Origin of the sequence: Bacillus sp. FSL R5-0431 (genome assembly GCF_038002985.1) — a bacterium.
Classification (GTDB): Bacteria; Bacillota; Bacilli; order Bacillales; family Bacillaceae; genus Bacillus.
On sequence record NZ_JBBOOG010000001.1, the window covers coordinates 2,227,045 to 2,250,851 of the forward strand.

The following is a 23,807-nucleotide window of genomic DNA, read 5'->3' on the forward strand; positions in this document are numbered from 1 at the left end:
GGAGGGGGTCAAGAATTATAAGATTGGAAAATCAAATCGTGCTATCTCTTCTTCAAGTACATCGGGTCTTTCCAGGTTCTCCTTTTCTAACTCTTTGAAAAGCAGATACGTGTCAACGCTTCCTGTTTGTGAAAATACGTTCCATGTAAAATTCAACATAAAAACCCCACCTTTCTTTATTAGAAGCAGCAACGCTACATCCAACATATTAATTTTATCTTGACCAAGCTACCTCCATTTCATGATAAACAATTTTTACTAATCGAACCGCACCATTGTCAGATTTTATGACAACAGCAGCGATTTTTTAATATTCGTCTTCTCTAAATCCGAAGTCACGAAGGTGAGTGGATTTATTACGCCAGTCCTTCTGAACCTTTACCCAAAGCTCCAGATACACTTTTGAACCGAGAAGTGCTTCAATATCTCTGCGCGCTTTTTGTCCCACTTCTTTTAATAAGCTGCCTCGTTTACCAATGACGATCCCTTTTTGTGAATCACGTTCTACGACAATGGTCGCCGCAACATGGATCTTGCCATTTTCATCTGGCTTAATGGATTCGATCGCAACTGCAATACTGTGCGGGATCTCTTCTCTCGTTAAATGCAGCACTTTTTCACGAATTAATTCAGAAATAATAAACCGCTCTGGATGATCTGTTACTTGATCTGCCGGATAAAATTGAGGGCCCTCAGGAAGATAACCTTCAATTTGCTGAAGAAGCGTGTCAATGTTGTTTCCTTCAAGAGCTGAAATTGGCACAATTTCCTTAAATGGATAACGTGTGCGGTATTCATCAATTAAAAGGAACAGCTCATCTGGGTGAATTTGGTCGATTTTATTGACGACTAGGAATACCGGTGTAGATGTTTGCTTGAGTCGTTCAATGATGAATTCATCACCCTTGCCATAGCCTTCCTTTGCATTGATCATAAACAAGATCAGGTCGACTTCCTTCAGTGTATTTTGAGCCACTCTCATCATAAAATCACCAAGCTTATGCTTAGGTTTATGAATCCCTGGTGTATCGATAAAGATCGTTTGTGACGTGTTTGTTGTTAAGACACCTTGCACTTTGTTACGTGTCGTTTGGGGCTTATCACTCATGATCGCGATCTTTTGTCCAATCACACGATTAAGAAAGGTTGATTTTCCTACATTTGGTCTTCCAATAATTGATACAAATCCTGATTTGAAGCTTTCGTTAGTCATTTAAATCCTCCGGTGAAAATGCGCCTGGCAATAGTTCATTTACTGTTGTTTCGTATATATGTCCTTTTAAGTTCGTTAGAATCACTGGCATATCAGGTGCACATAGCTCTGAAATGACCTGTCTGCATGCGCCGCACGGCGAAACAGGTCGGTCTGTATCAGCCACTACCGCTAGCATTTGAAACGATGTGATGCCTTCTGAATAGGCTTTAAAAAGTGCTGTTCTTTCCGCACAATTACACATGCCATATGCTGCATTTTCAATGTTGCAGCCGCCATACACTTTTCCATCATTCGACAATAATGCTGCACCGACTTTGAATTTTGAATAGGGTACATATGCAAAATCTCTTGCTTTAACTGCTTCTGAAATCAACTCTTGTTTGTTCATTCCTAGTTCCCACTTTCAGAAGAAATGGACCCACTGTCACATTTATATTTTACATAATTCACGTGACATTTTCACGCCCATTTCTAAAAATGTTAATAAATAGTAATATTGTTCTATTGCATGATCTTCGGTAAGAAGATGATCACCCCAATCATAACCGAAATCGCGGCGTAAACGCAAACAGCGCCTGCTGCAGCGTCCTTCGCTCTCTCTGCAAGAGGGTGCTTCTCTTCTGTCATCAGGTCCACTGTATGTTCAATGGCTGTATTGACAAGTTCAAGCGCAAACATCCCCCCGCATAAAAGCAAAACGATCGTCCATTCGAATGGTTCAATGTGAAACCAAAAGCCGCAGATCACCACGATGATGGCTGCGACTGTGTGAAATCGAAAATTCCGTTCATTCAAGAAAGTTCGCCATATTCCTCTAAATGCATAATAAAAACTCCGAAAAAAACGGACAAGCGGCCTTCTTTTCTTACGAAGATCTTGAAAGGCCATAATCATCCAAGATCTTTGTCTGTTTGGCGAACATTTCTTTTTCATCTTCTTCTGTCATATGATCAAACCCGAGCAAATGAAGGAACCCATGAATTGTGAGAAATCCAAGCTCTCTCATAAAGGAATGTCCATATTCCTCTGCCTGCTCTTTCGTACGGTCCACACTAATGATGATGTCGCCGAGTACAGGCGGAATATCATCAGCACCAATGATTTCAATTTCCCCTTCTCCTTCTTCCTCAAGTGCAAAGGAGATGACATCCGTTGGTGCGTCTTTCCCGCGGTATTCTTTATTGATTTGATGAATCTCTTCATTCGAGACGATCGTCACTGATACCTCCGCTTGATCTTTGACCTCAAGGGCATCTGCAGCGAACTGAAGAAGCTTTTCCACTTCTTCAAGCTGCTCTTTTGATACTTGTCCTGTTTCATCTATTAAATCGATTAACAATGTCATTTACTTCACCTTCTGCTTCGGGGCATCTGGATATTCAATCCGAGAATGAAAAATCCCCTTTAATGTTGTACAAATCGTTTGACCAATAATACTTAATTCTTTAAATGTCAGATCACACTCACTAAATTGTCCATCCTGCATTTTATCTGAAATAATGCCTTTGACGAGCTTTTCGATTCGCTCTGGATTTGGATTATGCATCGATCGTACTGCCGCTTCAACGCTGTCCGCTACAGAAATAATTGCCGCTTCTTTTGATTGCGGTTTTGGACCAGGATAACGGAATTCTTCCTCTGTCACCTGATCATCACGCTCTTTTGCCTTATAGTAAAAGAACTTTAACAGTGACTTCCCGTGATGCTGTTCTGCAATATCGACAAGCTCTTCAGGAAACTTCTTTTCTCTCAGCATATCAGCTCCATCTGTCGTATGGGCAATAATGATATTTTTACTTAGCTGAGGAGAAAGCTTGTCATGCGGATTATCAATGTTCATTTGGTTTTCGATAAAGTATTGCGGTCTTTTCGTTTTCCCAATGTCATGATAATAAGCGCCAACCCTTGCTAAAAGACCGTTTGCGCCGACTGCTTCACATGCAGCATCCGCTAAATTTGCCACCATGACACTATGATGATATGTACCTGGTGTCTCTGTTAAAATCTTTTTGAGCAGTGGATGATTTGGGTTTGATAATTCAATCAGCTTCATTGTTGAAAGGATGCCGAACATACTCTCAAACACAGGCATTAACCCAATGACCAAAATAGATGATGCAAACCCTGACACAAACGCCATCATGAGGTTCACACCGATTTCAAGCCCTGATGGTGAGGAGTTTTGGATCAGCGTAATGGATAGAACCACAAGGACATTCACCAAAGCGACCCAAAGCCCTGCCTGCAATATTTTTGAACGTGCATTATGCTTTCTCAAAAATAAAATGCCCGCCATCCCGTTCACAAGGTAATAAGCACAGATCACATAGTTAAAGACGCCGGTTACTCCTTGATTAAACATCATACTGCCGCAAAGAGCAAATACAAGGCCAGAGAAGATCGCTAGCCGTTCATTGATAAGCAGCTTGATCAGCATCGTGCCAAGTGCCACTGGTACCACATAACCTATCGTCGTATACTTCGTTTCCTGGAAGAGACTGAATACTTCCATGATGACTAAAATAATGGTGAAAATAAGCGAGTAGAGCAGAAGCGACTTATTCTTATGAACAAGCGATTTTTTCCTCGTTTCAAGTGAATGAATAATCGCTGCTAAAAACAGACCAATCAATATCATAAGACCGCTTACAGGCTTAATCAAATTGGAGCTGTTTAAGAGGCCTGTCAGTTCTAATTTACGATACACTTCCCGGTCGATAAGTTCTCCTTCTTCGACTAAAATTTGCCCTTGCTTAATCTGAACCGGCTGAATATTATCAGCGGCTTCTTGTCTTTTCTTCTCTGTAGCCACTGGATCAAATACATAGTTTGGAATGATCGCAAATTCACCGATTTCTTTTGCTGCATTTAAGTATTTTGATGGAATTGAATTATTTTCAAGCTCTGTTTTCACTTGTTTTTTCTCATCTTGTAATTTCGCTGCTGTGATTTCTTTACTCATCAGTGAATTCACCACTGTGATGATGGAATCCTTAGTAAAAGAGAGATTTTCGTCACTTGCCTGAAGCAGTGCTTTGATGGATTGGTCTGAAACAGCCTCCTGCATATCTGATGTGAGTTTTTCTTTGACACGCTTGACCATTTCTTTATCTGATGGCGGATTCTCTTTTTCATCAGCTGCTTTCTTCTCTTCTTTAATGGCTTCAAAAAGGGAGGAGATGAGGTCAACACGATTGTCAGAATACGCTTTTTTGAGTGTATATTGATCCTCTACTTGATCTGTTGCTTCTTGCTTCTTTTCTTCTGTCGCTTCTTGATCATCGACGGTTGATGGAGAATAGATGGTCTGTTCGCTCACTGAAAATAAATCTAAGTCGAGCGATTCAGGCTTTACATGGAAGAAGAGCACCACGAATAGAATGGCTGCTAAACCAGCGTATAGCAAAACATTTAAATAACGTGAGCGCTCCATTTTCTGAGGTTCTTTTTTAGACAGCAGTCTTTTGCGCTTACTGTCTTTCTGATTCTTTCTCAAGGAAAGTACCTCCTTTTTTACTTTAAACCACGATCGAAACAAAATGACCCGATGAAGACGATCGGGTCACTAAGTTCATTTTTGCTTTTCGTATGCTCCGATGATCTTCGCCACAAGCGGGTGTCTGACCACATCTGTCTGGTCTAGCTCAATAAATGAAATGCCCTTGATCTCTGCAAGCATGTCCTTTGCAGCTGCAAGGCCAGACTGCATGCCCTTCGGCAGATCAATCTGTGTAATATCTCCTGTAATGACCATTTTAGAGCCAAACCCAAGTCTCGTCAAAAACATTTTCATTTGGGCAGGCGTTGTATTCTGCGCTTCATCTAAAATAACAAATGCATCATCGAGTGTCCGTCCTCTCATGTAGGCAAGAGGCGCTATTTCAATCACGCCGCGCTCGATTAAACGTTCCGTATGATCACTGCCAAGCACATCATGCAAGGCATCATATAGTGGTCTTAAATAAGGATCTACTTTTTCCTTTAGATCACCTGGTAAAAATCCAAGACTCTCTCCTGCTTCAACAGCTGGTCTTGTCAGGATAATCCGTTTCACATGTCCATTTTTCAGTGCATGTACCGCGTTGACGACTGCCAAATACGTCTTCCCTGTTCCAGCTGGTCCAATTCCAAAGACCAGGTCATCTTTTTTCATCGCCGCAGCATATTCCCGCTGGCCAATGGTTTTTACCCTGATTGACTTCCCTTTTGCATTTTTCGTAATTTCATCTTCATACATATTTTCAAAATAATTGAGCTTGTCTTTTTGCGCCATTTTAATGGCATATACGACATCCCGTTCAGAAATCTCAATTCCTTTTCGGATGAGATGTAAGAGAGATGTGATCAGACGGCTCGCTGTTTCTCTTGATGCTTCCTGACCAGAAACATACACTTTTTCTCCGCGCGTAATAATGGAGACATTCAGCTCGTTTTCCATCAGTTTCAGATAAGCATCTTGATTTCCAAATAAAGCAATCGCTTCGTTTGGGCTATCTAATTTTTGTTGAATTTCAAGTAAATGTTCTGTCATTCTCTAGTCTCCCTGAACGATAGGTGTTGGTTGAACAATATCTTCTATTACTTGGTAAAGGATGATTAACTTAACTTTACCATTCCCTGTTGTCTCGTGCAAAACTTTTTCACTTTTCACCTCTCCTGTTTGGCCTAGCTTCTCTTCTAATTCTTTTTTACCCATTTTAATCCCTGCTTGAACGGCTTCTTTATTTGTGTATGTCCGGTTTATTTTTTCACTTTCGCGTGTCATTTCTTTTTCATAGGAAAATGGGAGCTGGAAGTTTAAGAAATGTAGTGGGTGAACTTCTGTTTCTGTTTTTGGCTGCTTAAAATCATCCTTTTTAAAGGAAAAGCCCCAAAATGGCATTGAACCTCCAAATGCGGAGAGCTTGTGCTTTGTCTTCATTTTACCCGTAAAGACATCAAAAGATGTTCGAAGAGGGACAGAAACTTCAGAACGATACCACGTTTCACCATAAATTTTCGCTTTAGCACCCACCGTTTTTTGCTGGTCTTCGCTGCCGATGAGGCCAGAGACGAGCATCTGCCCTTTCTTCACATGTTCATCAACTGCGGCAAGCGGCTCCCCTTTTTCCACATACATTCTCGTGATGACAGCCTTCTTCTTGGCAACGATGTGCTGAGGACTCGTATATTTCTCTTTTTCCGGCTCATTTTTTTCCACAACTTTCATTTGAAATGTTGTACCGTTTAGTTCAACGCCGACCCATGTAATGCTTTGAATATTGGCGGTCAGTGATTTTTGAATTTTTTCAGGTGTTCCCATTAGAAACTGAAAACGCCCTTTTTGTACCCCAATCTCGTCTAAATGCTTTCTCATCTGATGTTCAGTTTCTGGATTGGCTCCTTTAATATCAATTTTCCACACCATGTTTGAAAGCGCCAAGATCGTCACTAGAAAGAACACAATCCCAAGGGTAAACCCAATATTCTTTCTTGACCATAGGAGAAGGAACGGAAATCCCTTCTTTTGATGAAATGAACATGTTACCTCATGATGTCTTTGTACTTTTCTGAAGGCATGTACATCTGATAAGCGAATAAATAAGCGCACGCTGTCTTGACGGCGGCTCACTTGAAACATTGTGATCCCCTGTCTCGTGCACTCATTGATGAGCCGCTCAATGCCGTTTCCCTTGATCTCCACTTCCACTCTGCCAATAAAATAGGCGAACCATTTATTCTTCACACTTCTCCCCTCCGTCAGTTAAGAATCAATATAACGGACCTCATCGATTCTCCCTTCTAATAAGATCTCTTCTGGCAAAATCGTTTTAATCACAAAATCTTTCCCTGAAATAATGCATTGTCCTTGTTTGAGCATCAGCCTTACCTCTTGATCACTGAAAAGCAAAAGCCCTTTATGGTTCTCTATGTAAATGTGGAGTCTGCCAACCATCGTAATACGGGGAAGATCCATCATGACGTCTGGAGGGATTTCAAGTGTTCTTGTCAGCCATGCTTTAAGTCGATTTTTTCTTTTTCCCATTCAATAAGAACCCCTTCCCGCCTCATGTGTATGAGATCAAACTGAAAGATGGTGAGACTGATGAGAAAGCCTCTATATCATCCTATTCCTCAGCGGTTCAGATCATGCTAATGAATCCCGCAAAACAGCCGTTTCATCATTTTTATTGCGAGAAATCTCCATCAGGAAAAACAAAAAAGCCCCTTTATATAAAGGGACTTTCTTCTTTATCTTTTATATGGCCGTTTCATCGTTCTGTGCGGCTTTTTCGCGCGCGGCTCTCCAAATACTTCTCCAAGAAGCATGCCTTGAACAACAGTATTTTGGTTAAGCCTGTCAATGACGTGCGGCTTCATTTCCGCAGCAGAAGCTTTCGGTCTGGTCAGCTGCCTTTCAAGAGATTTGAACTCTTTATTCAGCTCGCTTTTTCTTTCTTCCATTTCAGCTAGTGTAGCGGTATAACGATCCTGTAAGGACTGTGAACCTTGTTTCTTCATCCCGCCATGATCATGTACATCGCCGAAATCGTCCAACTGGTCTGTTTTGACTGGGTTCGGGCTAGTTTGTTCTGCTTTCTTTTGAGGCATAGGCTTATTCTGAGGAGCCGGCTTATGTTGCTGGTTGTTTTGTTCCTTCTCCTCTTGTTTGCCGATTTTCCCAAATACAGCAGAGATGATACCGATGATAATCGCAATTAGTAACGGATTTTCAAATAGAATGTCCATTGGGCTCCCTCCTTAAAGCGTGAGAGGATGCTTATTTGTTTTCATTATCAGATGGCCCTTTTGTCATTTTACCAAATGAATCTCTCATATCCGTATCAGCATCGATATTCTTAATGTTCATGTAGTCCATGACTCCAATATTACCTTCGCGTAATGCTTCAGCCATTGCAAGTGGTACTTCAGCCTCTGCTTCTACGACTTTCGCGCGCATTTCTTCAACTCTTGCACGCATTTCTTGTTCTTGGGCAACAGCCATTGCGCGGCGTTCTTCCGCTTTCGCTTGTGCGATGTTTTTGTCTGCTTCTGCTTGGTCCGTTTGCAGAATCGCCCCGATGTTCTTACCGATATCCACATCTGCGATATCAATCGAGAGAATTTCAAATGCAGTACCTGAATCTAATCCTTTTCCTAGAACCGTTTGAGAAATCATATCAGGATTCTCTAGAACCTTTTTATGATTATTTGATGAACCGATTGTAGAGACAATTCCTTCACCTACACGAGCAATGATTGTTTCTTCCCCTGCACCACCGACAAGTCGTTCGATGTTTGCGCGAACTGTAATACGTGCTTTGGCTTTTACTTCAATCCCGTCCATTGCCACACCAGAGATAAATGGTGTTTCAATGACTTTAGGATTTACACTCATTTGTACAGCTTCAAGTACGTCACGGCCTGCTAGGTCGATCGCTGCACAACGTGCAAAGTTCAATTCGATATTCGCACGTTGAGCTGCGATTAATGCGTTCACAACACGGTCAACGTTACCACCTGCCAGGTAGTGACTTTCTAATTGGTTAATCGTCACATCAAGACCTGCTTTATGTGCTTTGATGAGCGGATTGACCACTCGGTTTGGAATGACTCGACGAAGTCTCATTCCTACAAGTGTAAAAATGCTCACTCTTACGCCAGCCGCTAAGGCAGAAATCCACAGCATCACCGGTACAAAGGTGAAGAAGATCGATAGAACGATCAGACCTGCTGCGATAATCACAAATAATAGTAAAGTAGATGGATCCATTTTATTCCTCCTATAAAATCAGTTATCTATACTTTCCTCACGACAATGCGTGAGCCTTCCGCTTTGACGATTTTAACCTGTTCATCCTTGTCAATAAACGCACCTTCTGACACAACGTCAATGCGCTCATCTCCGAGTACAGCCGTCCCAGATGGGCGAAGCGCTGTTAATGTAACAGCGATCTGTCCAACAAGATCCTCTCTTGTTTCATTTGAGACATAACCGCTTTCTTTATTGGTTGAATCGGTTAAAATGAACTTTTTAAAAAATTTCATACGTTTCCCCAACACCTTTGTCAATAAAATAACTGCTATGATTGAAACAGCAGTGGCAATCAAGATGGAAATCGCCATTTCTGTAAAGCTTCCAGCTGCTAAAAATAAGCTGGCAACAACACAGATCAGTCCAATGACACCTACGATTCCCCCCGGCAAAAACAATTCCAGAATAATGAGCAATATCCCTGCTAAAAACAGGAACAACGTCTCATATCCTGCAAAACCAGCCACGAGATGTCCATAAAAGAATAAAAGAAGCGCTGTCACTCCCATGGTGCCTGGAACCCCAAAGCCAGGAGAATAGAGCTCAACAATTAACCCTAAGCTTGCGATGGATAAAAGGATTGGAATGACGATTGGGTGCGTGAGAAAGCGCGCAACCTTTTCAGCAAAGCTCACTTCATCGTATTGAACAGAAGCGTCTGCTAATTTCAGCTTCTGAAGCAAGTCATCTAAATTCTTCGCTTCACCTTCTGCGTAACCAAATTGAAGCGCTCGATCCGTATTAAAGGTGAGCAGTTCTCCTTTTGGTGCACCAGCATCTTTCGCATCTATGTCTGGATCAGCCATCGCAAGCGCATATTTCGGATCACGCCCCTGCTTTTCGGCAGCATCACTCATTTCAGCAAGCCATAGCGATTCAGATTTTTGATCGGCAGCATTGCCTTCCCCATCAATGATCGCAGCAGCTCCCATCTTTCCATTTGGGGTCATATAAATCTCGTCGGCATTTAGTGCAAGGAATGCCCCAGCTGAAAGCGCTCTATGATTCACAAATGCTGTCACAGGGATATCAGACGCACGAATGGTATCTGCGATCTCAAGCGCCGCATCGACTGCACCACCTGGTGTATTGATGTCTAGAATGATATGTTTCGCTCGTTCGGACTTTGCCTGCTCAAATGATCGTTCAATAAATTTTGAAAGTCCTTTTTCTACTGTATCTTCAATTGGGATAACATGAACTTTCTGATCTGCTGATTTCGCGGTCAATTGAACCCCTAATAACAAGCATATTATAAAACAACTGAAGAGAGCAATAGAAATTTTTATTTTTTTCATCTATTTGGTGATCCCTCCTCTCTATCTTCCATTTTACCGTTCCTTTACATACGTTACAAATGTATCATAGGTTTCATTTTTATATGACAGAATGATGAAGGTATAAAAAAAGTACCCTTCTAACAATAGAAGGATACTTTTTTATTGAGACAGCTGCTCGCTGACAAGTCTGTTAATGACAGCACCATCAGCTTTACCTTTTACTTTTGGCATAATAGCGCTCATGACTTTACCCATATCAGCCTTCGATGAAGCACCTGTTTCAGCGATCGTTTCTTTCACGATCGTTTGCAGTTCTTCTTCAGAAAGCTGTTCAGGTAAATAAACGTCTAAGATGTCAATCTCTTTTTGAACTTTATCTACTAAATCTAAGCGATTAGCTTTCGAAAATTCATGGAGGGAGTCTTTACGTTGCTTAATCTCGCGGGAAAGGACGGTTAGTTCCTCATCGCCGGTCAAACTGTCTTTCTTAAGCTTAATTGCTTCATTTTGGAGCGAAGCCTTTACCATACGAATGACAACAAGCTTGTCTTTCTCACGGTTTTTCATAAAAAGCTTCATATCAGTATTTAATTGCTCAAGAAGACTCATAAAATCCACCCTCTTTAGAATTTACGTTTTCTAGCAGCTTCAGACTTTTTCTTGCGCTTTACGCTAGGCTTTTCATAAAATTCACGCTTTCTTGCTTCTTGCAATGTTCCAGTTTTGGATACACTGCGTTTAAAGCGACGAAGAGCATCTTCAAGCGATTCGTTTTTTCTAACGACCGTTTTTGACATTCTCTTTCCCTCCCTCCGAATACACCAATCGACTGCATTAAAAAAAGATATACATGCAAAACATGTACCTAGACATTATAATATAAGCCTAGTGTGAGGTCAACTAAGTGATTTGGAAATATATTTTCGTCATGAGCAGGTAGACAAGTCCATATATTCATTGGTAAGAGGAGGACTTTTCTATGATGGCGATCATTTATTTTTGTGCACTTATTTTCATTTTTTTATGGTCAATGGGTTTGCTGAGAAAAGGATTAATGGCGCTTGCGTCGTCTCGTATTGAGAAATCACTTCTACTCTTTACAGATCACCCAATAAAAGCATTCTTGGTCAGCATCGTATTTACAGGGATTCTTCAAAGCAGTTCAGCGTTTATGGTCATCGTGATCGGCTTTGTCAGTACAGGCATTCTCTCTTTTAAAAAATCCATTCCAATGATTCTTGGCACCAATATTGGCTCCACGTTTACAACAGAATTTATAGCCATTAAAATGGATGTTTTCATGTGGGTCTTGATCCTAGCTGGTCTGATATGCATCATGTTTGGCAGAAAATCTTTTAGGCATGCAGGAAAAAGTATATTTGGGCTCGGGATGATCTTTTTTTGTATTCAAGGCTTTTCTAAAATTGCAGGTATGATGACAAGTCAGCCTGAGACATTGCGCTTTCTTGAAATGATGCAGCATTCTGACTGGACGGCGCTGCTTTCGGGTACCATTTTCACAGCGATTGTTCATTCGAGCTCCGTCTGTATCGGCATTTTAATGGGGTTTATGAATGAAGGAACTGTTGGGCTTCAGGAAGGCATAAGCTTTGTGTTAGGGTCAAATATCGGGACATGTATTACAGCCGTAATGGCTGCCATATCTGGCGGCTATGCAGCACGACAAACGGCTTATGCACACGTTTTGTTTAATGTGCTCGGCGTGCTTTTATGTCTCCCATTTCTCGCCATGATGACGGAATTCGTCGCCCTTCTTGCAAACGCTCCAGCCCAGCAAATTGCGCACTTCAGCCTGCTGTTTAATGTGGCAAGCTCTTTGCTTTTCTTCCCGTTCATTCATCCATTTCACACATTGATCTTATGTCTTTTACCAAATCAGTCAAAATAAAAAAACCAGCTTGCCCTTTTGGCAGCCGGTTTTTTTATCTATTATGAGGTCATTCTCACTTTGTCTGTTTGCACATCATCGCTCATACGAACGAATTGTCCTTCGTTATAAGGATAACCCGCTTTCATGATTTTCACTTTGACCAAACGGCCGATCATGTCCTCTGTTCCTTCAAAAACAACCTTCATATAGTTATCTGTATATCCCACATAAAGATTGTGCTTTCCTTCTTGTTCTTTGAAGGATTCTTCCGGAATAATCTCTAGGACATCTCCTTCATAAGCTGATGCATATTCTTTTGCAAGCTGGTCAGAAAGAGCAATCAAGCGGTGGACACGTTCGTTTTTCACATTTTCATCCACTTGATCTTCCATTCTTGCAGCTGGCGTACCTGTACGTTTGCTGTAAGGGAATACGTGCAGTTCAGAGAATTGATGGTCTTTGACAAAATTGTACGTTTCCAAAAACTCTTCCTCTGTTTCCCCAGGGAATCCAACAATCACATCAGAGGTGACAGCAAGGCCTGGCAATGCTTGTTTCAGCTTTGTTAAACGCTCTGCAAAGAATTCCATCGTATATTTACGGCGCATTCTTTTCAGGACTGTATTCGAGCCAGATTGAAGCGGGATGTGCAAGTGTCTGACAATCTTATCTGACTGATCAAGCACTTCAATCACTTCATCTGTAATTTGACTTGCTTCGATCGATGAAATACGGATTCGTTTTAAACCGATGACACGTTCATCTAACTCTTTCAGAAGCTTTGCAAAGTTATAATCCTTTAAGTCTTCTCCGTATCCGCCTGTGTGAATACCTGTTAATACAATTTCTTTATAGCCGGCATCCACAAGCTGCTGCGCTTGGTTGATGACCTCTTCTGGATTACGAGAACGAAGAAGTCCGCGAGCCCAAGGAATAATGCAGAATGTACAGAAATTGTTACAGCCTTCTTGGATTTTTAATGAAGCGCGTGTTCTGTCTGTAAATGCAGGAACATCGAGTTCTTCAAACACACGTGCTTTCATGATATTGCCAACCCCATTAATCGGCTGTCTTTCTCTGCGATATTCTTCAATGTAACCGAGTAATTTATGTCTGTCTTGTGTTCCCACGACAATATCAACGCCAGGAATCGCCATGATTTCTGCTGGAGATGTTTGCGCATAACAGCCTGTTACACAAATGACACCATCCGGGTTATGACGAATGGCTCTTCTAATAACTTGGCGGCTTTTCTTATCGCCTGTATTCGTGACCGTACATGTATTAACGACATATACGTCTGCTTTTGATTCATAATCTTTTCTTTCATAGCCAGCTTCTTTAAACAGCTGCCAGATCGCTTCTGTTTCATAGTGATTGACCTTACAGCCAAGTGTATGGAACGCTACTGTTCCCATCATGATTCACCTCTTAATAACTCTGTTTGATAAGATATAGCAGAAAGCGCGTAAAGAGGAGCTGTTTCCGTTCTTAAAATGCGTGGTCCGAGCCCGCAAATGACTGCACCAAGCGTTTCAAGCTCGTCAATCTCCTTTTCTGCCAAACCGCCTTCAGGGCCAAAAACCACGAGCAAGGTTTGTCCGCCTTTCATCTGTTGGAGCACAGTTTGAAAGCGGCTTTGCTCTCCTTCTTTCGATGATTCTTCGTATGCAACGACACATTTATCGAATTCACCAGCTAATTGAGTCAGCTCTTTAAACGTTGATACTGGATAAACACGAGGAATGATATTCCGGTAGGACTGCTCAGCTGCTTCTTTCGCGATTTTCTCCCAGCGTTCTCGTTTTTTATGTGACTTCTTTTGGTCAAGTTTTGTAATAGAACGAGCCGCTTGAAACGGGATAAATGCACTTGCGCCAAGCTCTGTGCCTTTTTGGATAATCAGCTCAAGCTTATCTCCTTTTGGGAGACCGCTCGCAATTGTTACTTTTACCGGAAGCTCTCTGTCCTGATTTGTCCAGCCTTCAACGTGACAAATGACTTCTTCCTTTGTTATTGTATCAATTTTACTGAGCGCTTCAAAGCCGTCTGTCGTTAAGCAAAGAATTTCCTGCCCTGCTTTCATGCGCATGACGTTGGAAAGGTGATGTACATCTTCACCATTGATGACGATAGATCCCTTTGCGATCACTTCTTCTTTCGTGAGGTCGATAAAATATCGTTGCATACGTGTCCTGACACCTACTCGCTTTATTTTTTCGCTATAATGCTGACCCAATCTTCCATGGACAGCACTTCAACAATGTCAAAACCTGCTTCTTCTAATGCTGTTTTGACTTGTAATTTCTTTTGTCCAATGATGCCTGATGTAATGAAATAGCCATCTTTCTTCAATAAGTCATAGGCTTGATCTGTAAAGCGCAAAATCACTTCTGCGAGAATGTTGGCGACGATCACATCACGTTCACCTGAAATCCCATCAAGTAAGTTGTTTTGCTTGACCGTCACTTGTTCGCTTACACCATTTAGCTCGATGTTTTGCTTCGCACTTTCAACCGCAACGGTGTCGAGATCAAAGGCTTGAATGTCCTTTGCACCAACCATCGCTGCTGCCACACTTAAAATCCCGGAGCCTGTTCCAACATCAATCACCGTATCGTTTTCCTTCACATAGCGCTCAAGCGCCTGAATACAAAGAACGGTTGTTGGATGTGTCCCTGTTCCAAAGGCCATTCCTGGGTCCATTTCAATAATCAGTTCATCAGAATGAACCGGAGTATATTCTTCCCATGTTGGAACGATGGTGAATTTTTCAGAGATTTTCACAGGATGATAGTATTTTTTCCATGCGGTGGCCCATTCTTCTTCATTTACTTCACAAATGGACAGCGTATTTCGTCCAAGATCAATATCGTATAGAAGAAGATTATTGATGGCTTCTTTGATCTCATCTACCGTTTCCATTAAAAAGCTGTTCATTGGAAGATAGGCTTTGACGATGACCCCTTCTTCAGGATAGTCATTCGGATCGAGCTGGTAGATCTCACCGTATACATTTTCACGTTCCTTGACTAAATCAAGCGGGTCCTCAATCACGACACCACTAGCACCTGCTTCATGCAAAATATTGGTGATCGGTTCCACCGCTTCATTTGTTGTATGGACGCTAATTTCTGACCACTTCAATACTACCAACTCCTTATCCGTCTTACTCGCCTTTAAATGCGCGTTTCACCTTATCGAAGAAGCTCATTTCTTGTTCGTCCGGTTTATTTCCGCTCACTTCAGCAAATTTTCTAATGATATCTTTTTGATTGTCCGTTAAATTTGTCGGTGTGACGACTCGTACAACGATATGCTGATCACCTTGGCCATAGCCGCGTACATTCTTCACACCTTTTCCTTTAAGTCTAAACTTCGTGCCAGTTTGCGTGCCAGCAGGGACTTTCAATTTCACTTTACCGTGTAATGTCGGCACTTCAATTTCGTCACCTAATGCAGCCTGTGCAAAAGTTAGCGGCATTTCGCAGTAAATGTCATCTCCGTCACGTTCAAAGAATTCATGCGAACGCACATGGAACACAACAAATAGATCGCCTGGAGGTCCTCCATTTACACCTGGTTCCCCTTGACCAGACACTCTGAGCTGCTGACCATCGTCAACACCTGCTGGGATCGTTACATTGATTTTCTTACGCTTACGCACTTTACCAGAGCCGCCACATGTAGAACATTTGTGATCGATTTGTTTTCCTGTTCCGCTGCAGTAGTTACATACTCTGCGGTTGACCACTTTACCAAACGGAGTTGACTGCTCAACATTTAATTGACCAGAGCCGCCGCAATGTGAACAAGTCTTCGCTTCTGTCCCAGGCTTTGCCCCTGATCCATGACATGTTTCACATGATTCCTCGCGAGGGATTTCAATCGTTGCTTCTTTCCCAAATGCTGCTTCTTCAAATGAAAGCGTCATTGTATATTGCAAGTCTGCTCCTTGACGCGGTGCATTTGGATCTCTTCTTCTGGCTCCGCCGCCAAAAATACTAGAGAAAATGTCATCAAAGCCGCCGAATCCGCCAAAGTCTCCTCCTCCGCCAAAACCGCCGCCGCCAAAGCCTTGGTTTGGATCGGTATGACCGAACTGGTCATATTGCGAACGTTTTTGATCGTCAGAAAGGGTTTCATAGGCTTCTTTTACTTCTTTGAATTTCTCATCTGAGCCAGCTTCTTTATTAATATCAGGGTGATACTTTTTTGAAAGCTTGCGGTATGCCTTTTTGATCTCGTCTTTTGAGGCGCTCTTACTCACGCCAAGCACTTCATAGTAATCACGCTTACTCATCTCTTCACACTCCCGATTTTCTCACATAAATACGATTGTATCATTTTGATTTGACCTTTTTCAATTGCTTTCATCATTGGAAAGAAAAAAAGTCAAAGCCAAGAGATCCTGACTTTGACTTTCTGACGAGTACGTTTCAGCAGTCTTTTTCAAAAGTAAAGGTGATTATTTTTTCTCTTGATCGTCGTTTACTTCTTCGTATTCTGCATCCACTACATTGTCATCTGCTTTTTGAGCACCTTCAGCGCCGCCTTCTTGCTGAGCTTGTGCTTGTTTTGCAGCTTCTTCATAGAGCTTTGTCGTTAGTTCTTGAACGATTGTTTGCAGCTCATCTTTTTTCGCTTTGATGTCTTCAAGCTCGCCTTTTTCGATCGCAGCTTTTAGTGCATCTTTCGCGTCGTTTGCTTTTTTCACTTGCTCTTCATCGATTTTGCCTTCTAGATCTTTTAATGTTTTTTCAGTTGTAAACACTAATTGATCTGCTTCATTGCGCACTTCGATTTCTTCTTTTTTCTTCGCATCTGCTTCAGCATTTTCTTCTGCTTCTTTTACCATTTTTTCGATCTCATCATCAGAAAGACCTGAAGAAGATTTGATTGTGATGTTTTGCTCTTTGCCTGTACCCATATCTTTCGCACGTACGTTGACAATACCGTTTTTATCGATATCAAAAGATACTTCGATTTGTGGTACGCCGCGTGGTGCTGGCGGGATGTCAGTCAATTGGAAACGGCCTAATGTTTTGTTGTCTGCTGCCATTGGGCGCTCACCTTGCAGGACATGGATATCTACCGCTGTTTGGTTGTCAGCAGCCGTTGAGAATACTTGAGATTTACTTGTTGGAATGGTTGTATTACGTTCAATCAGCTTCGTGAATACGCCGCCCATTGTTTCAATTCCTAAAGAAAGTGGTGTTACGTCAAGAAGAACAACGTCTTTGACATCTCCTGTGATGACTCCACCTTGGATCGCCGCACCAAGAGCAACCACTTCATCAGGGTTTACACCTTTATGAGGCTCTTTGCCTGTTTCTTTTTTGATTGCTTCTTGTACTGCAGGAATACGAGTTGATCCACCAACAAGGATGACTTTATCAATCTCGCTAGCAGATAAACCAGCATCTTTCAATGATTGACGTACAGGTGTCATTGTGCGCTCTACAAGATCTGCAGAAAGCTCTTCGAATTTAGCACGTGTCAGCGTTAATTCAAGGTGAAGAGGACCTGCTTCTCCAGCTGTGATAAATGGCAATGAGATTTGTGTAGAAGATACACCTGAAAGATCTTTTTTCGCTTTTTCAGCAGCATCTTTTAAACGCTGAAGCGCCATTTTATCTTTAGAAAGGTCAATACCATTTTCTTTTTTGAATTCAGCTACTAGGTGATCAATGATAACTTGGTCAAAATCGTCTCCACCAAGACGGTTGTCACCAGCAGTTGAGCGTACTTCAAAGACCCCGTCTCCAAGCTCAAGGATTGATACGTCAAATGTACCGCCGCCAAGGTCGTATACAAGAATCGTTTGATCTTCTTCTGTTTTATCTAAACCATACGCAAGTGCAGCTGCTGTTGGTTCGTTGATGATACGTTCTACTTCAAGACCAGCAATTTTACCAGCATCTTTTGTCGCTTGGCGTTCTGCATCGTTGAAATAAGCAGGAACTGTGATTACAGCTTTTGTTACTTCTTCGCCAAGATAGCCTTCAGCATAAGATTTAAGGTGTTGAAGAATGATTGCAGAGATTTCCTGCGGTGTATAGTTCTTGCCTTCAACTTCTACTTTATAATCTGTACCCATATGTCTTTTAACAGACATGATCGTGTTCGGGTTTGTAATTGATTGACGTTTCGCTACTTCACCAACTTGGCGCTCTCCGTTTTTAAAAGCGACAACAGATGGTGTTGTACGTGCTCCTTCAGCGTTTGCAATAACTTTTGGCTCTCCGCCTTCAAGTACTGCAACACATGAGTTTGTTGTTCCTAAGTCAATCCCAATGATTTTACTCATAATCGATGACCTCCCATTATGTAGTTATTGATTTACTTTTACCATTGATGGACGAATAACTCGGTCTTTGAGTTTATAGCCCTTTTGCAATTCTTCTACTACGATATTTGAATCGACATTTTCATCTTCAACTTGCATGACGGCTTGATGAAGGTTTGGATCGAACTCTTTGCCGACAGCTTCAATCGGTTCAACGCCTTCATTTTTCAACGCTTCTACCAGCTGGCGGTAAACCATTTGCATTCCTTCTAACAAACTTTTCGTCTGCTCATTGTCTGGATCAATTCCAAGCGCTCTTTCAAAGTTGTCAAGAGCTGGGAGAAGATCGCTGACAACATGTTGAGAACGATATTTTTGCACGGTCTCCACTTCAGTTCGAGCACGGCGTTTATAGTTTTCAAAATCTGCTTGAACACGCAGAATTTTGTTTTCTTTTTCATCTAGAAGCTGCTGCAATTCATCGATTTTCTCTTGGAAGGCAGACTGTTCATCATGTGTTACTTCCTCAGTATCTGCTTGAACTGCTTCTTCTTGTGCTTCAACCTCTGCTTCTTGCCCAGGTGTCTGTTTTTCTTCTGACATTGTGTTCACCTCCCTCAAAAGATTCAAGAATACGAAGGGGCAATGCCCCTATCTTTTATCACCCTACTCATCATACAAATTGGAAAGTGCGTTTGACAAGTCTTTTGATACATGATGCAAAAGACTAACGACTCGCCCGTAATCCATGCGGGTTGGACCGATGATGGCAATGGAGCCAAGTGATTTTTGATCAATCGAATAAGTGGCTGTGATCAAACTGCAGTTCTCCATTGCTTCCAAATTGTTTTCTGAACCGATTTTAATGGTGATTCCTTGCTGATTTGGATGAAACAGCTGCATGACATCATTCTTTTGCTCAATCAGCATCATGAGTGAGCGAATGCGGTCGATGTCATGAAACTCTGGCTGATTCAACATATTAATCTTCCCGCCAAAGAAAAGTTTTGATTCATTTTGTGTCGATGTAAATGTGTTGCCCAGCGCATCTAAAATGTGATCATAATCTTTTAAATGTGTGCGCAGAAGCATGACCACTTCTTTATACATCCTGTCCTTCAGCTGGTCCATTGGAACGCCAGCTAATCGGCTATTCAAAATATTCATCAGCTTCTCAATATCGGAGACATCGAGATGCTCAGAGAAGGTAATGGTTTTGTTTTCAACATGCCCGCTGTCTGTAATCATGATCGCTACTGCTTTGTTTGGCTGAACGGGGACAAGCTGAATTTGCTTTAATCGATTTTCACTCAGCTTTGGACCAAGCACAATCGATGTATAGTTTGTGAGATCTGATAAAATTTCCGCCGATTTTTGAACTGTTTTTTCCAGCTCAAAAATTTTCTCCTGAAAAGCCGACTGGATGAGCACAAGCTCTTTAGACGACAGTTTTCGCGGAGAGAGCAAATGATCTACATAATAACGATATCCTTTTTCTGAAGGAATTCTTCCAGATGAAGAATGGGTCTTTTCAATAAAACCAAGTTCCTCCAAATCAGCCATTTCGTTTCTAATCGTCGCAGAGCTGAATGTGATGTCCTCTTTTTTAGAAAGAGTCCTTGACCCCACTGGCTGCGCCGAACGAATAAAGTCATTAATGATGACTTGCAGAATCAAAAGCTGACGATTTGTTAACATCATCATCACCCCTGTTAGCACTCTCTTTCAACGAGTGCTAATTGTATAAACAAAATTACCAAACTCAAATTAAAATGTCAATTATAACTCACCGAGAAACGCTTGAAATACTTCATTTCCTAACAATTTCCCTTTTCTTGTTAAACGAATGCCGATGTCATCTTTTACAATGAGACCTTTTTCTTCTAATTCTTCAAGAACAGTGGAAAAAAGAGCTTCTGGTGCAACACCATATTTGGCTTGGAAATCGGCACTTTCCACCCCTTCGATCTTTCGAAGGCCTAAGAACATTTCTTCTTCTATCTGTTCTGCTTTTGTGACCTGATGAGTTTCCTTATACGGGAACCCAGTTTGCTCAATCAGTTCCAAGTAATGCTTCACAGGCCCTGCGTTCACATTTCGGATGCCATCTACATACCCGTGTGCTCCTGCACCGAAACCGAAGTAGTCTTCATTGCTCCAATAGGTCAGGTTATGCTGGCTTTCAAAGCCAGGTTTGGCATAATTGCTAATTTCGTATTGCTTTAATCCATGTCGCTCCATTTCATCCATCACAAGCTCATACATTTCAGCCTCACGTTCTTGCGGCGGTAAATGCAGTTTGCCTTTTTGCATTAAGTTGTAAAAAACTGTTTTCGGCTCCACAATCAGTGAGTAGACAGAATAATGCTCTGCTCCTAATGAGAAAGCTGTCTCAAGTGAATTCATGACATGATGCTTTTCTTGATGCGGCAAGCCAAACATGAGGTCAAGGCTAATGTTGTCAAACCCAACATCTCTTGCTCGCTGGAAAGACGTGAGGACATCTTTCTTTTGATGAACTCGTCCGATTTTTTTGAGTAAATCGTCTTCAAAGGTTTGCACCCCAAAGCTTAGCCGATTGACGCCGGCTGCTTTTAATACATGCAGCTTCTCGAGTGATAATTCATCTGGGTTCGCTTCCATTGCAAATTCAACCAGATGCTTTGCCGGTTTTAACACACGGTGAATGCTGTTCATGAGCTGGTCTAGCTGGCTGACGGTCAGTGATGTCGGAGTTCCCCCGCCAATAAAGATCGTCTTTAGTTCTTGCTCGCCCTTTTGCTCGATCGTGTGCTGCATCTCTTTTTCAAGAGCCGCTAAGTATTCATCGACTGGCTGCGTTTTAATGAAAAATTTATTAAAATCACAATAGTGGCAAATGTGCTCACAAAATGGAATATGAATGTATGCTGCTTTCATTTGATGACACCTTCTTTACAGGTAAAGAGCCGCAGTTTATCGCTGCGGCACCTTTGTTTGTTTTCGACTATAAACGCCAAGGCTGACATTGTAAAGCAGGTTGCCTTGAGGGTGTTATTTTTTTGGTGTGCTGTCGTCCATCTTCAGCACAGCCATAAATGCTTCTTGCGGGACTTCAACAGAGCCCACTTGTTTCATGCGCTTTTTCCCTTCTTTTTGCTTCTCAAGAAGCTTCCTTTTCCGGGAAATGTCTCCACCATAACATTTAGCAAGTACGTTTTTACGCATCGCTTTAATGGTAGAACGAGCCACGATTTTTTGTCCAATCGCTGCTTGAACTGGTACTTCAAAATGCTGGCGTGGAATGAGTTCTTTCAGCTTTTCTACGATGATCTTGCCTCGTTCATATGCGTAATCACGGTGAACAATAAAGGATAGAGCATCGATTTTTTCGCCATTCAGCATGATATCCATTTTCACTAGAGTAGATGGGCGATAGCCAATCAGCTCATAGTCAAAGGACGCATAGCCTTTTGTGTTGGACTTTAGCTGATCAAAGAATTCGTACACGATCTCCGCCAAAGGAATTTCGTACACGATGCTCACTCGGTTTGCATCAAGGTATTGCATATCAATGAAATTGCCGCGCTTTCCTTGGCAAAGCTCCATGACAGAGCCTACATAGTCATTCGGCACCATCATTGTTGCTTTCACGTATGGTTCTTCAATTCGCTCAATCTTTTGCGGATCAGGCAGATTGGACGGGTTATCTACGACGATTTTTTCTCCGTCTGTCATATACACATCGTAAATAACACTTGGTGCTGTCGTAATAAGATCGATTTTGAATTCACGTTCAATCCGTTCTTGGATGATTTCCATATGAAGCATTCCAAGAAAGCCGCAGCGGAAACCGAAGCCAAGTGCTTGGGATGTCTCTGCCTCATATTGAAGGGAAGAATCATTTAATTCAAGCTTTTCTAGGGCTTCACGTAAGTCATTATATTTCGCTGTGTCAATCGGATAAAGCCCGCAGTACACCATTGGGTTCAGCTTTCTGTATCCTGGCAGCGCTTCTTTCGCTGGGTTCTCCGCACTTGTGATCGTATCCCCCACACGTGTATCACCGACATTTTTAATCGCTGCTGTTAAGTAGCCAACATCTCCAACAGTGAGTTCATCTGTTGGCATGGCTTTTGGTGTGAATACGCCGACTTCAAGCACTTCAAATTCTTTGCCCGTCGCCATCATTTTGATTTTCTGACCTGGTCTGACGGTTCCTTCAACAATTCGTATGTACGCAATAACGCCGCGATACGCATCGTAGAGAGAATCAAAAATAAGAGCTTGAAGCGGTGCTTCTGGGTCTCCAGCAGGTGCCGGCACCTTTTCGACGATTTGTTCTAAAATATCTTCGATCCCAATACCCGCCTTAGCAGAGGTGAGAACAGCTTCAGACGCATCCAACCCGATGACATCTTCAATTTCTTCTCTTACACGCTCAGGCTCTGCACTTGGCAGATCGATTTTATTGATAATCGGAAGAATCTCTAAGTTGTTATCAAGAGCTAAATAAACATTCGCAAGTGTCTGTGCTTCAATTCCTTGTGCTGCATCTACTACAAGAATTGCACCTTCACAGGCAGCTAGGCTTCGAGATACCTCATAGGTGAAGTCGACATGCCCTGGTGTATCAATCAGGTGCATAATATATTCTTCTCCATCCTTCGCCTTATATTTCAGCTGGACAGAGTTTAATTTAATCGTTATGCCGCGTTCACGCTCTAAGTCCATGGAATCAAGTAATTGTTCTTTCATTTCTCGCTGAGTAATCGCCGCTGTTTTTTCCAAAATACGGTCCGCCAATGTGGATTTCCCATGGTCAATATGGGCGATAATGGAGAAATTTCGAATTCTTGATTGCCGTTCTAATCGTTTTTCTTTATCTGTCACAATCTATCACTCCTACTATAAAACGCGGGTTGCGCTAGCTTAGATTATATCAATAGGGCTGTAAAGATTCAATCGAAATCAAGAAAAGCCGCTCATCGGTCAGCGGCTTTAGTCATATGGTGTTGATTTGTTTATTTCCCATTCATCCAATCATAAAGAGAACGGGCTGCATGTGTCATGCCATCAGACAGCGCTTTTCCTGCCTTGGAGAAGGCATTAAAGCTCTCTATTTCCTCAAGCTGCTTTTGTTTTTCGGCAAGATCCTTTTCTGTAACAGCCGTTCCTAAGATAGAGGCTTCTCGTTCTTCATCTTCGTTCATTTGGATGGAGAAAGCGCCTTTTAATTGCGGGTCATGGTAACCCTTCATTTGCAGCATGCCATTATTCGCCTGCTGCATTCCTAAAAAGACGCCAAATAGCAAGACAAGTCCTAAAATAATGGTTTTTCCAATAAATGATCCCAT

Annotated in this window: 25 protein-coding genes; 1 reads left to right on the forward strand and 24 read right to left on the reverse strand. The window is 41.9% G+C overall.

Annotated elements, in window-relative coordinates:
- Positions 1-15: 15 nt before the first annotated feature.
- The 14 genes from MKZ03_RS11280 to rpsU all read right to left on the reverse strand — a co-directional run bounded on the left by MKZ03_RS11280 (position 16) and on the right by rpsU (position 11,088).
- The gene (locus MKZ03_RS11280) at positions 16-159 is read right to left on the reverse strand and encodes a YqzL family protein (RefSeq protein ID WP_003217288.1); all 144 of its coding nucleotides are present in this window, start codon (positions 157-159) and stop codon (positions 16-18) included.
- A gap of 148 nt (positions 160-307) precedes the next feature.
- Positions 308-1,213 carry a GTPase Era gene (gene era, locus MKZ03_RS11285; protein WP_099726610.1) on the reverse strand — a complete coding sequence of 302 codons (906 nt, stop codon included), beginning with the start codon at positions 1,211-1,213 and terminating at the stop codon, positions 308-310.
- Complete coding sequence (locus tag MKZ03_RS11290) at positions 1,206-1,604, reverse strand: cytidine deaminase (RefSeq protein WP_034661347.1); 399 nt, start codon at positions 1,602-1,604, stop codon at positions 1,206-1,208. Before MKZ03_RS11290 ends, era begins: the two co-directional genes overlap by 8 nt.
- A 113-nt stretch (positions 1,605-1,717) precedes the next feature.
- Positions 1,718-2,104 carry a diacylglycerol kinase family protein gene (locus MKZ03_RS11295; protein ID WP_334749775.1) on the reverse strand — a complete coding sequence of 129 codons (387 nt, stop codon included), beginning with the start codon at positions 2,102-2,104 and terminating at the stop codon, positions 1,718-1,720.
- Positions 2,082-2,561: an rRNA maturation RNase YbeY gene (ybeY, locus tag MKZ03_RS11300; RefSeq protein ID WP_012010615.1), complete on the reverse strand. Its 480-nt coding sequence runs from the start codon at positions 2,559-2,561 to the stop codon at positions 2,082-2,084. Before ybeY ends, MKZ03_RS11295 begins: the two co-directional genes overlap by 23 nt.
- A complete protein-coding gene (locus MKZ03_RS11305) occupies positions 2,562-4,673 on the reverse strand; it encodes an HD family phosphohydrolase (protein ID WP_400559210.1) in 2,112 nt (703 codons plus the stop codon).
- A gap of 114 nt (positions 4,674-4,787) precedes the next feature.
- Positions 4,788-5,747: a PhoH family protein gene (locus MKZ03_RS11310; protein WP_060596660.1), complete on the reverse strand. Its 960-nt coding sequence runs from the start codon at positions 5,745-5,747 to the stop codon at positions 4,788-4,790.
- A gap of 3 nt (positions 5,748-5,750) precedes the next feature.
- Complete coding sequence (gene yqfD / locus MKZ03_RS11315) at positions 5,751-6,941, reverse strand: sporulation protein YqfD (RefSeq protein WP_334749778.1); 1,191 nt, start codon at positions 6,939-6,941, stop codon at positions 5,751-5,753.
- Between the two features lie 18 nt (positions 6,942-6,959).
- Complete coding sequence (yqfC, locus tag MKZ03_RS11320) at positions 6,960-7,241, reverse strand: sporulation protein YqfC (protein ID WP_334749779.1); 282 nt, start codon at positions 7,239-7,241, stop codon at positions 6,960-6,962.
- Positions 7,242-7,447: 206 nt separating this feature from the next.
- Entirely contained in the window at positions 7,448-7,945 is a 498-nt protein-coding gene (locus MKZ03_RS11325) for a hypothetical protein (protein WP_106042442.1), read from the reverse strand.
- A gap of 31 nt (positions 7,946-7,976) precedes the next feature.
- On the reverse strand, positions 7,977-8,969 hold the full coding sequence (floA, locus tag MKZ03_RS11330; RefSeq protein WP_034661354.1) for a flotillin-like protein FloA: 993 nt from the start codon (positions 8,967-8,969) through the stop codon (positions 7,977-7,979).
- A gap of 26 nt (positions 8,970-8,995) precedes the next feature.
- On the reverse strand, positions 8,996-10,309 hold the full coding sequence (locus tag MKZ03_RS11335; RefSeq protein ID WP_340973345.1) for an NfeD family protein: 1,314 nt from the start codon (positions 10,307-10,309) through the stop codon (positions 8,996-8,998).
- 141 nt (positions 10,310-10,450) lie between these two features.
- Complete coding sequence (locus MKZ03_RS11340; RefSeq protein WP_034661357.1) at positions 10,451-10,900, reverse strand: GatB/YqeY domain-containing protein; 450 nt, start codon at positions 10,898-10,900, stop codon at positions 10,451-10,453.
- A 14-nt stretch (positions 10,901-10,914) separates the two neighbouring features.
- Positions 10,915-11,088, reverse strand: a complete 174-nt coding sequence (rpsU, locus tag MKZ03_RS11345) for a 30S ribosomal protein S21 (protein WP_003152957.1) — start codon at positions 11,086-11,088, stop codon at positions 10,915-10,917.
- 182 nt (positions 11,089-11,270) lie between these two features.
- Between rpsU and MKZ03_RS11350 the strand changes: the two genes are divergently transcribed.
- Positions 11,271-12,200, forward strand: coding sequence for a Na/Pi symporter (locus MKZ03_RS11350; RefSeq protein ID WP_034661358.1), 930 nt, complete (start codon positions 11,271-11,273; stop codon positions 12,198-12,200).
- A 41-nt stretch (positions 12,201-12,241) separates the two neighbouring features.
- On the opposite strand, the gene mtaB is transcribed toward MKZ03_RS11350, so the two are convergent.
- The 10 genes from mtaB to MKZ03_RS11400 all read right to left on the reverse strand — a co-directional run bounded on the left by mtaB (position 12,242) and on the right by MKZ03_RS11400 (position 23,807).
- The gene (mtaB, locus tag MKZ03_RS11355) at positions 12,242-13,600 is read right to left on the reverse strand and encodes a tRNA (N(6)-L-threonylcarbamoyladenosine(37)-C(2))-methylthiotransferase MtaB (protein ID WP_340973815.1); all 1,359 of its coding nucleotides are present in this window, start codon (positions 13,598-13,600) and stop codon (positions 12,242-12,244) included.
- Positions 13,600-14,370 (reverse strand): 16S rRNA (uracil(1498)-N(3))-methyltransferase, encoded by a 771-nt coding sequence (locus tag MKZ03_RS11360; RefSeq protein ID WP_334749785.1) that lies wholly within the window; start codon positions 14,368-14,370, stop codon positions 13,600-13,602. Before MKZ03_RS11360 ends, mtaB begins: the two co-directional genes overlap by 1 nt.
- 23 nt (positions 14,371-14,393) lie before the next feature.
- Positions 14,394-15,329, reverse strand: coding sequence for a 50S ribosomal protein L11 methyltransferase (gene prmA / locus MKZ03_RS11365; RefSeq protein WP_003217481.1), 936 nt, complete (start codon positions 15,327-15,329; stop codon positions 14,394-14,396).
- Between the two features lie 22 nt (positions 15,330-15,351).
- Positions 15,352-16,485, reverse strand: a complete 1,134-nt coding sequence (dnaJ, locus tag MKZ03_RS11370) for a molecular chaperone DnaJ (protein ID WP_003217525.1) — start codon at positions 16,483-16,485, stop codon at positions 15,352-15,354.
- Between the two features lie 165 nt (positions 16,486-16,650).
- Positions 16,651-18,492, reverse strand: a complete 1,842-nt coding sequence (gene dnaK, locus MKZ03_RS11375; RefSeq protein ID WP_034661361.1) for a molecular chaperone DnaK — start codon at positions 18,490-18,492, stop codon at positions 16,651-16,653.
- A 24-nt stretch (positions 18,493-18,516) separates the two neighbouring features.
- Positions 18,517-19,074 carry a nucleotide exchange factor GrpE gene (gene grpE, locus MKZ03_RS11380; protein ID WP_334749787.1) on the reverse strand — a complete coding sequence of 186 codons (558 nt, stop codon included), beginning with the start codon at positions 19,072-19,074 and terminating at the stop codon, positions 18,517-18,519.
- Between the two features lie 63 nt (positions 19,075-19,137).
- Positions 19,138-20,169: a heat-inducible transcriptional repressor HrcA gene (gene hrcA, locus MKZ03_RS11385; RefSeq protein ID WP_060596651.1), complete on the reverse strand. Its 1,032-nt coding sequence runs from the start codon at positions 20,167-20,169 to the stop codon at positions 19,138-19,140.
- A gap of 81 nt (positions 20,170-20,250) precedes the next feature.
- Entirely contained in the window at positions 20,251-21,390 is a 1,140-nt protein-coding gene (hemW, locus tag MKZ03_RS11390) for a radical SAM family heme chaperone HemW (protein WP_341031849.1), read from the reverse strand.
- A gap of 114 nt (positions 21,391-21,504) precedes the next feature.
- Positions 21,505-23,343, reverse strand: coding sequence for a translation elongation factor 4 (lepA, locus tag MKZ03_RS11395; RefSeq protein ID WP_024423038.1), 1,839 nt, complete (start codon positions 23,341-23,343; stop codon positions 21,505-21,507).
- A gap of 131 nt (positions 23,344-23,474) precedes the next feature.
- Positions 23,475-23,807, reverse strand: coding sequence for a YqxA family protein (locus MKZ03_RS11400; protein ID WP_060596648.1), 333 nt, complete (start codon positions 23,805-23,807; stop codon positions 23,475-23,477).